This window comes from Hoeflea sp. (assembly GCF_039975035.1).
Lineage (GTDB): Bacteria > Pseudomonadota > Alphaproteobacteria > Rhizobiales > Rhizobiaceae > Hoeflea.
Genome location: NZ_JBDWHW010000252.1, coordinates 24,061 through 34,317 on the forward strand (window position 1 = coordinate 24,061; position 10,257 = coordinate 34,317).

The window sequence follows — 10,257 nt, forward strand, 5'->3', positions numbered from 1 at the left end:
AGGGGAGAATGTATGCAGACGCCGTTTCCGCCTTTTGAACCTCACGGTCCGGAAGAAGAAGGGCTCGACGAGGGGCGCGGTCCGCGGCTGCGCGAAATCCCGTTCCGGATGCTCATTCCCAACCTGATCACCGTTCTGGCGATCTGCGCGGGCCTGACCGGCATTCGTCTGGCCTTCGAGAACCGCTTCGAGATGGCGGTGGCCATGGTGCTGATCGCGGCGTTCCTGGATGGCGTTGACGGGCGGGTGGCGCGGCTTTTGAAAGCCCAGACCAAATTCGGCGCGCAGATGGATTCGCTCGCCGACATCGTCAATTTCGGTGTCGCCCCGGCGCTGGTGCTTTATGTCTTCATTCTCGATCAGGCCCGTTCCTTCGGCTGGATTGCGGCTATCGTCTTTACCATCGCTGCAGGCTTGAGGCTGGCGCGCTTCAATGTCATTTCCGAGCGCCCGGTCAAATCGGCCTGGCAAAGCTACTATTTTGTCGGTGTACCCGCGCCTGCGGGCGCTCTGCTGGTGCTGTTGCCGGTCTATCTGGGGTTTCTCGGGATGCCGATCGACAAGAGCACCGGCTTCGCTGCCGCTGCCTACACGATGTTTATCGGATTTTTGCTGGTGAGCCGGGTGCCGGTGTTTTCCGGCAAGGGCATCAGTGGCGGCGTGCGCCGCGATCTGGTGATGCCTTTCATCCTCATAGCCGTTGTCTATGTGTCCTTGCTGATGAGCTTCACCTGGGAAACGCTGACCCTGACGGCAATCGCCTATCTGGCGACACTGCCATTCGGCGCCCGGGCCTGGTCGCGCAAATACGGGCCGAAATCACGCCTCAACGAGTCAAAGGATGTCAGCGGAGAAGCTGCCGGGGAAGTTGGACAATCCAGCGACAACGCGGGAGACTGACCGAAACGCTCATGCCGGGTGAGGGGGCTAGAGTATCCGTACGGTGCTCTAAAACCGCTCATCCTGTGTGGCGTCGCTGTTTCTGCGGTGGGAGAGAACCCACTCGTCGGCGATCTTCTGGGCGGTGACGTAATCGGTCTTGCCGGAACCCAGCACCGGGATCTGGGCCACATTGACGATTTCGCCCGGCACCATCAGGTCGGTGGCGCCGAAGCGGCGTGAGTAGTCGCGCAACTCCTCGCGCAGCGCCGGCATCCTCGTCGTCACCAGCACGATGCGCTCGCCCTTGCGGCTGTCTTCCACGGCGACGGCGGCATGAAAATCCTCCGGCCAGAGCTTCTGGACCATCATTTCGATGGCGCCGAGCGAGATCATCTCGCCGGCAATCTTGGCAAAGCGCTTGGCGCGTCCCCGGATGGCGATGTAGCCGTCCTCGTCGACGGCGACAATATCGCCGGAATCATGCCAGCCGCCCACCAGCGGCTGGAGTTTGCCGGGGTCCGAGGCAAGCATGTAGCCGAGCATGACGTTGGGGCCGGAGACGAACAGCCTGCCGCCCTCGTTGATACCTTCGACCGGCTCGAGCCTGAGCGCCATCGCCGGCAGCAGACGCCCGACTGTGCCGTCCCTGAAATGGCTGCCGGAATTGACCGCGGCGACCGGTGCGGCCTCGGTCATGCCGAAACCCTCGATGATGATGGCGCCAAAGCGTTCCTGGTAAACCTGGCGGGTTTGCGCCCGCACCGCCTCGGCACCCGCCACGATCAGCCGCAGGCTTTGAAAATCTGTGGTTCCGGCGGTGCGGGCATAGCCTGCCAGAAACGTGTCGGTGCCGAACATGATCGAGGGTTTGATCTCGCGCGCCACTGCCGGAATGATCCGGTAGTGCAGCGGCGAGGGGTAGAGAAACAGCTTGACGCCGAAGAGCAGCGGCAGGATGGCTCCTCCCGTCAGTCCAAAGGAATGGAACACCGGCAGCACGTTGAAAAGCTTGTCGCGCACCGAAATGTCGATGCGGGCTTCGGCCTGCGCGGCATTGGCGTGCAGGTTGGCGTGCGAGAGCACCACACCCTTGGGCGTGCCCTCGGAGCCGGAGGTAAACAGGATCACCGCCGGATCGGACGCCTTGACCGGCCGGATTGGTCTGCGCCAGTTGAGGAACGCGGCGGCCTTTTCCAGAGCCGTGATGGTCTCGCGCAGATCCTCAAGCCAGACAATGTTGACACCGGCTTGCTCGATGGCGGCCACCTGGGCCTCGAGGCCGGCCTTGTCGACAAAGGCGCGGCTGGCGAGAACGGTGCGGATTTTTGCCGTCGACAGGGCCGAGACTAGTGCCGCCGACCCCGCAGTATAATTAAGCATGGCCGCGACCCGCCCGGCGGACTGAAGCGCCAGAAAGGCGACCATCACCGCATTGGCATTGGGCAGGAGTATCCCCAGTGCTTCGCCGGGCAGACTCATTTTCTCGAACCGGACGCCCAGCGCCCGTGCCCCGATCAAGAGCTTTTTGTAGCTCAACCTGCCGCCAAGTGCGTCTTCGAGCACGGGGCCGGCCTTGCCATAACGGTCGGCGGCGTCGCGAAACGCCAGGAACAGGCCGCGATCGAAGTCGTTGCCGCGAAACCGCGCAAGCGCCATGAGATCATGCACACGGTCTTCATCGCGTGGCGCGCTGGCGCCATTGTCCAGCGGGCCGATGTCGTCGAAATCAAGACTGTCGGACCCGGTCAGCGTGAAACGCGGCAGTATGTGACGCGGAGCCTCGGTGCCCGGCAGTGCCGACCAGCGCGAGAACCTCGATCCGGTGACGTGCAGGGCGGACATCTGCGCCTTGTGCTTGCGCGCGAGGGCTGACAGCGACTTGTATCGCGCCAGGGTTTCCGGCGCCGGTTCGATCGAAGGCGGAAAGGCAAGCGTCACCGGCGTGCCCGCGGCAAGAGCGGTCTCGATTGCGCCGGTGTCGCCGGCGGGAGCGGTGCGGGCGAACAATCGCATGCCGAACAGAACCAGCGAGCGCTGGTCGTCCTCGTGCAGCACATGCAGGCATTCTCGGTCAAGCACCGACCACAGCACAGCCGCATCGAGCCCGGATTGACGGGAATAGACATGGATCGCCGGGCGGCGTGAACCGGTATCGGCCGGCCTGGAGCCAAGGCTTGCGGGCAGGCGCAGCCGGAACAGGGTCTTCAGTTTGACCAGGGCAACCGCCTGCGGCAGGCTTGCCTGGCGATGGCGCGCGGTCCACAGGCTGGCCACCAGCCCCGCAGCCAGCAATACAATGATCAGCGTCGCTGCCAAACCCGCCATGAGCGGTCTCCTCCACCTCATCCTGATCCGCACCCGCACGCCGATCAGTCAAATGCCTCACCCGGGAAGCCTAGAGCCGATCTTGTGTGAATGGAAGCTGTCAGTTGGTCGTGCGGTGGAGCCGTGGCGCTATTCGGGCAGCCGGTAATCGAAGAAGCGGTTTTCGGCAACGCGGAACAGCTTGCCGGTCACGGTGCAGTCCGGTCCGCAGAGCGGCACCAGTTTGGCGGCAACTTCGGCAGGATGCGGCAGGGTTTCGGGCTTCTCGCCCGGAAAAGCCTGCGCCCGCATTGCCGTGCGGGTGGCTCCGGGGTCAATGGAATTGACCTTGAGCGAGGTCTTCTCGGTTTCCGCCGCCCAGACACGCGCCAGGGTCTCGACTGCGGCCTTTGATGCGGCGTAAGGGCCCCAGAAGGCGCGTGCGGAGTGGGCCACGCCGGAGGACAGGATCAGCGCGCGGCCGGCATCGGATTTGATCAACAGTGGTTCGACCGAGCGGATCACCCGCCAGGTGGCGGTGACGTTGACTGTCATCACCTTGTCGAACACCTTGGCTTCGACATGGCCGACGGGAGAGATGACACCGAGCACGCCGGCATTGGCGACGAGAATGTCGAGCTTGCCCCAGCGGTCATTGATGGCGGCGCCCAACCGGTCGATGGCCGGCATGTCGGTCAGGTCCATCGGTACCAGCGTGGCGCTTCCGCCATCTGCCTGGATCGCGTCATCGAGTTCCTCGAGACCGCCCGAGGTGCGGGCCACCGCGATCACATGAGCGCCCTGTCTGGCGAGCGCCAGCGCGGTCGCGTAACCGATTCCGCGGGAAGCGCCGGTGACCAGCGCGATACGTCCTTCAAGCAATGCCATGATCCCAGTTTATCCGTTGTTGGCCAGCAGCGACAAGCCGCGCACATTGTCCAGATCTTCCTGATCGGTGAGGACTGTCGGGTAGTCTCCGGTAAAACAGGCATCGCAGAATTGCGGGCATTCCGCATTGCGGCCCGGTTCGCGCACGGCCCGGTAAAGACCATCGATCGAGACGAAGCCGAGGCTGTCCACCCGGATGAAGTCCGCCATGGCGTCGACCGACATGCGTGAGGCGAGAAGCTTGGATTTCTCCGGGGTATCGACGCCGTAGAAGCACGACGACATGGTTGGCGGGGAGGCGATGCGCATATGCACTTCCCGCGCGCCGGCTTCGCGCACCAGCTTCACGATCTTCTGGCTTGTGGTGCCGCGGACAATGGAATCGTCAACCAGCACCACGCGTTTGCCCTCAATCATGTTCTTGTTGGGATTGAGCTTGAGCTTGACGCCCATGTGGCGGATCTCGGACGACGGCGCGATGAAGGTGCGACCGACGTAATGGTTGCGGATGATGCCGAGTTCGAAAGGCAGGCCTGTCTGCTGGGAAAAGCCGATGGCCGCCGGTGTGCCCGAATCGGGAACCGGAATGATGACATCGGCATCGACCGGGCATTCCTTGGCCAGTTCCTCGCCGATCTTCTTGCGCGCCTCGTAGACATTGCGGTTCTCGATGGTCGAGTCGGGACGGGCAAAATAGACGTATTCGAAAATGCACAAGCGTGGCGACTGTTTCTCGAAGGGAAAATGGCTCTCGATTCCCTTGCTGGTGATCACCACCACCTCGCCGGGCTGAACGTCGCGGACAAAGCGGGCGCCGATAATGTCGAGCGCGCAGGTCTCCGACGCCAGGATATAGGCGCCGTCGAGATCGCCGATGCACAGCGGCCTGATACCGAGCGGGTCGCGCGCGCCGATCATCTTCTTCTCGGACAGGCCGACAAGCGAATATGCGCCTTCAATCCGCGAAAGCGCATCGATGAACTTCGGCACGATCCGGGTTTTTTCGCTGACGGCGATCAGATGCAGGATGGTTTCGGTGTCGGATGTCGACGAGAAGATCGAGCCGCGCTTTTGCAGTTCGCGCTGGACGGTGAGCGCGTTGGTGATATTGCCGTTATGGGCGATGGCGAAACCGCCGCCGGCAAATTCGGCAAAGAACGGCTGGACATTGCGCAGGCCCTCGCCACCGGTGGTGGAATAGCGGGTGTGGCCGATGGCGCGGTCGCCAGGCAACCGGTCCATCACCGAGCGCTTGGTGAAGGTGTCGCCGATCAGCCCGACATGGCGCTCGACGGAAAATTGCGTTCCATCGAAGGCGACAATGCCCGCGGCCTCCTGGCCGCGATGCTGGAGCGCGTGAAGGCCCAGGGTCACGACGGCGGCGGCTTCGGACTTGCCGAAAATTCCGAACACGCCACATTCGTCATGGAAACAGTCGGCTTCGTTGTCGACCGGTGTCATGCCAGTGTCAGTCATCGGTGTCGAACCTTTATATCAACCGGCCGGATTGGTCCCGGACGGAATCAGTCATCCGCTTGTCGCGGGGGCGTCTTCGGCCAAAGGTTCATCGGTACCTTTGCCGCGCAGGCGCTCAAGGATCGTTGCGTCCGCATCATCGGGCAACATGTTGATCAATTTTGTGCCAAGCGAATCGAGCATCGGCTTCGATTTCGCTGTGGTAACCCATTCAGGCTGTTTCGGCGCCGCCACCAGCCAGTTGAAGAACAGCATGGCGACAACAACAAGCAGAACGCCGCGGGCCGCACCAAAGACGAAGCCCAGCGTCCGGTCAAGCGCGCCGACGCGGCTGTCGATAATGAAATCGGCAATCCGCATGGTGATATAGGACACTAGAATCAGGGCGATAAGAAAGACCACGGCGGCCGATCCGATCATCGCGACCTTGTCGGACGAGGTGTATTTCAAGGCAAACGGGGTAAGGATCGGGTAGAGGAAATAGGCCGCGGCAGCGGCTGCGATCCAGGACGCCACGGCCAGAACCTCGCGAGAAAAGCCGCGAACCATGGCAAGCACCGCCGAAAACAGGGTGATGCCGAGCAGGATGCCGTCGAGAAGGGTAATAGGCATTTAATCGCGTTCCGTTCAGGCTCTGCCCATGATCGCCGCTTAAGGCGCCCGGATGGGCTGAATTCAGTTTTCGTCCACGTCGCCTTCGGTCACAAGCGCAGCTTTGGAACCGGCAATGCGGGCCACCAGATCCGCCAGCGTTTCCATCTGGGACAAACCCGCGCCGGATTTGGACGGCAGATCGGCTGAACCTGACGGCAACACTGCGTTGGCGAACCCCAGTTTCTCGGATTCCTTCAACCGCAAAGCCGTTTGCGCAACCGGCCTGATGGCTCCCGACAGACTGACTTCGCCGAAATAGACGCAATCGGCGGGAAGGGCAAGCCCGGCGAGCGAGGAAACAAGGGCGGCCGCCACTGCCAGATCGGCCGCCGGTTCGCTGATCCGGTAGCCGCCGGCGATATTGAGATACACATCATGGCTGCCAAGCCGCACCCCGCAATGGGCTTCGAGCACCGCCAGGATCATCGCCAGCCGCGACGAATCCCAGCCGATGACGGCGCGGCGCGGCGTGCCCAGGCTTGAGGGAGCGACCAGGGCCTGGACCTCGACCAGCACTGGCCGGGTGCCCTCGATGCCGGCGAACACCGCCGCACCCGGCGATTTGGCATTGCGTTCGCCCAGAAACAGCTCCGACGGATTGGCGACTTCGCGCAGCCCCTTGTCCGACATTTCGAAAACGCCGATCTCGTCGGTCGCGCCAAAGCGGTTCTTGACGGTGCGCAGGATGCGGTAGTGATGGCCGCGGTCGCCTTCGAAATACAGCACCGCATCGACCATGTGCTCGACCACGCGGGGACCGGCGATCTGCCCGTCCTTGGTGACATGGCCGACCAGAACCATGGCGGCTCCGGTCTGCTTGGCGTAGCGCACCATGGCATGCACGCCGGTTCGCACCTGGGTAACCGTGCCCGGTGCCGATCCGGCAAGATCGCTCCACAGGGTCTGGATCGAATCAATGATGACGAAATCGGGACGTTTGCCATCGGCCAGGGTGGCGAGAATGTCCTCGACATTGGTTTCGGCGGCAAGCAATACGCCCGAATCAGCCGCACCCAGCCGTTGCGCTCTCAGTCGCACCTGGGCGACCGCCTCCTCACCCGAAACATAGATGACCCGGTGGCCCTGCCGGGCGAGAGCAGCGGCGGCCTGCATCAGAAGCGTCGATTTGCCGATGCCGGGATCGCCGCCGACCAGCACCGCCGAGCCACGCACGAAGCCGCCGCCGGTGACGCGGTCGAGTTCACCGACAAGCGTGGAGATGCGCGGCGCTTCCTCGATTTCACCCGAAAGGCTGGCCAGCGCCACCGCACGGCCCTTGCGCGCTGCAGCTCCCGGGCCGCCGCCGATGCCGCCGGCCGGATCATCTTCGACAATGGTGTTCCATTCGCCGCAGCCATCGCATTTCCCTGCCCATCGGGAATGGATGGTGCCACAGGACTGGCAGACGAATTGAGTACGGGTCTTGGCCAAATCTCGGGTCCCTTTGTTGCTGTTGCCGGTTTGTCAGGAAGATGGCGGTTTGTCCACTGTTTGTTCTCCTTTTTGTGGTCATTGAAGCGAGCCGGTGGAGGCTGGTAACGGTCGCACCGGTTCTCACCAAGGGCAGCGCTTAATTCCGGAGTGCTCAATCCGTTGCAATTCAGGCGACATAGCTGCGGGCATGTCGACGCCCGAGACTGGTGAGCAACTCATAGCTGATGGTTCCGGCGGCGCGGGCTGCCTCTTCGACATTGATGGTCGGACCCAGAAGTTCAATCCAGTCGCCGGTGTTGACGGCATCTTCGGGCAGGTCAGTCACATCGAACATGGTCAGGTCCATGGTGATCTTGCCGACCACCGGAACACGAACGCCGTTGATTGCGCCGTAGGCGCCCTGGGGTACCGCGGAACGCAGCGGCACGCCGGCGCCCGAGGCCGAGCGGTGAAAGCCGTCGGCATAGCCCACGCCGCAGACCGCAATCCGGCTGTCGCGGGTGCAATTGTACGCAGCGCCGTAGCTCACCGACTCACCGGTCTTGGCACTTCTGATGACAAGCACGCGGCTTTGGGCCGTGACAACGGTGCGCATCCGGTTGGGCATGTCTGACACCGGCTCGCCTCCGTAGAGCGCAATGCCCGGGCGCGTCAGATCGTGATGGACGGCTGCGCCAAGAAAAATGCCGCCGGAATTGGCGAGGCTCGCCTCGATCCCGGGAAAACAGGATCGGATGCTGTCAAACAGCTTGATCTGACGGGCGTTCAGCGGATGTCCGGGATCGTCGGCGCAGGCAAAATGGCTCATCACCAGGCAGGGGGGCGGCGCGCTGCTTTGCGAATGGGCCGCTGCCTGTTCGGGCGTCAGTCCCATCCGGTTCATGCCGGTGTCGACATGCAAGGCATAGGCGCGCCCATCCGCGTTCGCGCACCAGAAGCCGGCCTGTTCCGGCGAATTGATGATCGGAATCAGATCATGCGCCAGCGTTTGCGCGAACGACCCTTCGAAAACGCCGTTCAGCACGTAGATGCGCGCGTCCGGGAGCAATGGCCGCAGGGCTGCGCCCTCATTGGCATCGGCGACGAAAAAATCCCTGCACCCCTCGCGCGCCAGTCTCGGCGCCACCCGATCGGCGCCGGTTCCATAGCCATTGGCCTTTACCGCGGCGCCGCAACGGGCGCTGCCGGACAGATCACGCATTTTCCGCCAGTTATCAGCAAGTGCGCCCAGATCAACGCTCAGGCGCGTTGTGGCGGCGGACGGGGAACCGTTTTCAAAGCTGCTGGCGGATGAGGTCAAAACACAGACCTATTCGTCGTGGACAAACTGGTTGTAGGAATTGTCGGCCAGATCGGCAAACCGGGTGAATTCCGCCTGGAAGCCCAATTGCACGGTGCCGGTGGGGCCGTGGCGCTGCTTGGCGATGATCACGTCGGCGGTGCCCTTCACCTTCAGCATCTTTTCTTCCCAGGCCAGATATTCCGGGGTCTTGATGTCGGCGACGACCTCGTCGGGCGAGCGGCGCGGCTCGCCGTTCTTGACGTAATATTCCTCGCGGAACACGAACAGCACGACGTCGGCGTCCTGCTCGATCGAGCCCGATTCACGCAAGTCGGAGAGCTGCGGGCGCTTGTCCTCGCGGCTTTCCACCTGACGCGAGAGCTGCGACAGGGCGATGATCGGGACATTGAGCTCCTTGCCCAGCGCCTTCAGTCCGGTGGTGATCTGGGTGATTTCCTGCACCCGGTTGTCGCTGGATTTGCCGGAACCGGTCATCAGCTGGATATAGTCGATCACCAGCACATCAAGCCCGCGCTGGCGCTTGAGCCGCCGGGCCCGGGCTGAGAGCTGGGCGATGGAAATACCGCCGGTCTGGTCGATGTAGAGCGGGATTTTCTGCATCATCTGCGAGCAGCCGACCAGCTTTTCAAAGTCGGCCTCGGAAATTTCGCCGCGGCGGATCTTTGACGAGGAGATTTCAGTCTGCTCGGAAATGATACGGGTGGCGAGCTGTTCGGCCGACATTTCCAGCGAGTAGAAACCGACCACGCCGCCGTTCTTGGCCTTCATCGAGCCATCGGCCTGCACTTCACCCTCATAGGCTTGGGCGATGTTGAAGGCGATGTTGGTGGCGAGCGAGGTCTTGCCCATGCCCGGACGTCCGGCAAGCACGATAAGGTCGGAGTGCTGCAAACCGCCCATGCGGGCATCGAGCGAGCTGATTCCGGTGGAAATGCCCGACAGGCCGCCATCGCGCTGATAGGCGGCGCCAGCCATGTCGATGGCCAGCGACACCGCATCGTTGAACGACTGGAAGCCGCCGTCGTAGCGGCCGGTTTCGGCAAGTTCGAACAGGCGGCGCTCGGCGTCCTCGATCTGGCTGCCCGGCGGCATGTCGAGCGGTGCATCAAAGGCGATGTTGACCATGTCCTCGCCGATCGAGATCAGCGCCCGGCGCTGGGCCAGATCATAAATCGCGCGACCGTAATCCTCGGCATTGATGATGGTCACGGCTTCGGAGGCGAGGCGGGCGAGATATTGCGCCACCGTCATGTCGCCGACCTTGGAATCGGCGGGCAGGAAGGTCTTGATCGTCACCGGGTTGGCGGTCTTGCCCA

General features: G+C 62.8%; 8 protein-coding genes. 1 reads left to right on the top strand and 7 read right to left on the bottom strand.

The window, feature by feature from the left end; all coding sequences use genetic code 11:
- Positions 1 to 12: 12 nt before the first annotated feature.
- Entirely contained in the window at positions 13 to 900 is an 888-nt protein-coding gene (pssA, locus tag ABJN75_RS22630; RefSeq protein WP_348441890.1) for a CDP-diacylglycerol--serine O-phosphatidyltransferase, read from the top strand.
- A gap of 48 nt (positions 901 to 948) precedes the next feature.
- Here the strand turns inward: pssA and ABJN75_RS22635 are convergent, their stop codons facing one another.
- The 7 genes from ABJN75_RS22635 to ABJN75_RS22665 form a co-directional block, all read right to left on the bottom strand.
- Positions 949 to 3,207, bottom strand: coding sequence for an AMP-binding protein (locus ABJN75_RS22635; protein WP_348441891.1), 2,259 nt, complete (start codon positions 3,205 to 3,207; stop codon positions 949 to 951).
- Between the two features lie 129 nt (positions 3,208 to 3,336).
- A complete protein-coding gene (locus ABJN75_RS22640; protein ID WP_348441898.1) occupies positions 3,337 to 4,077 on the bottom strand; it encodes an SDR family NAD(P)-dependent oxidoreductase in 741 nt (246 codons plus the stop codon).
- Positions 4,078 to 4,083: 6 nt separating this feature from the next.
- Positions 4,084 to 5,550: an amidophosphoribosyltransferase gene (gene purF / locus ABJN75_RS22645; protein ID WP_348441892.1), complete on the bottom strand. Its 1,467-nt coding sequence runs from the start codon at positions 5,548 to 5,550 to the stop codon at positions 4,084 to 4,086.
- A gap of 51 nt (positions 5,551 to 5,601) precedes the next feature.
- A complete protein-coding gene (locus tag ABJN75_RS22650; RefSeq protein ID WP_348441893.1) occupies positions 5,602 to 6,162 on the bottom strand; it encodes a CvpA family protein in 561 nt (186 codons plus the stop codon).
- A 63-nt stretch (positions 6,163 to 6,225) separates the two neighbouring features.
- On the bottom strand, positions 6,226 to 7,635 hold the full coding sequence (gene radA, locus ABJN75_RS22655) for a DNA repair protein RadA (RefSeq protein WP_348441894.1): 1,410 nt from the start codon (positions 7,633 to 7,635) through the stop codon (positions 6,226 to 6,228).
- Positions 7,636 to 7,804: 169 nt separating this feature from the next.
- Complete coding sequence (gene alr, locus ABJN75_RS22660) at positions 7,805 to 8,938, bottom strand: alanine racemase (RefSeq protein ID WP_348441895.1); 1,134 nt, start codon at positions 8,936 to 8,938, stop codon at positions 7,805 to 7,807.
- A gap of 9 nt (positions 8,939 to 8,947) precedes the next feature.
- A partial coding sequence (locus tag ABJN75_RS22665) for a replicative DNA helicase (RefSeq protein WP_348441896.1) occupies positions 8,948 to 10,257 on the bottom strand: 1,310 nt, incomplete at its 5' end.

Coding starts and splice junctions, on each gene's coding strand:
- ABJN75_RS22635 (WP_348441891.1), bottom strand. CDS start 3,207: ATGGCGGGTTTGGCAGCGACGCTGATCATTGTATTGCTGGCTGCGGGG.
- ABJN75_RS22650 (WP_348441893.1), bottom strand. CDS start 6,162: ATGCCTATTACCCTTCTCGACGGCATCCTGCTCGGCATCACCCTGTTT.
- pssA (WP_348441890.1), top strand. CDS start 13: ATGCAGACGCCGTTTCCGCCTTTTGAACCTCACGGTCCGGAAGAAGAA.
- purF (WP_348441892.1), bottom strand. CDS start 5,550: ATGACTGACACTGGCATGACACCGGTCGACAACGAAGCCGACTGTTTC.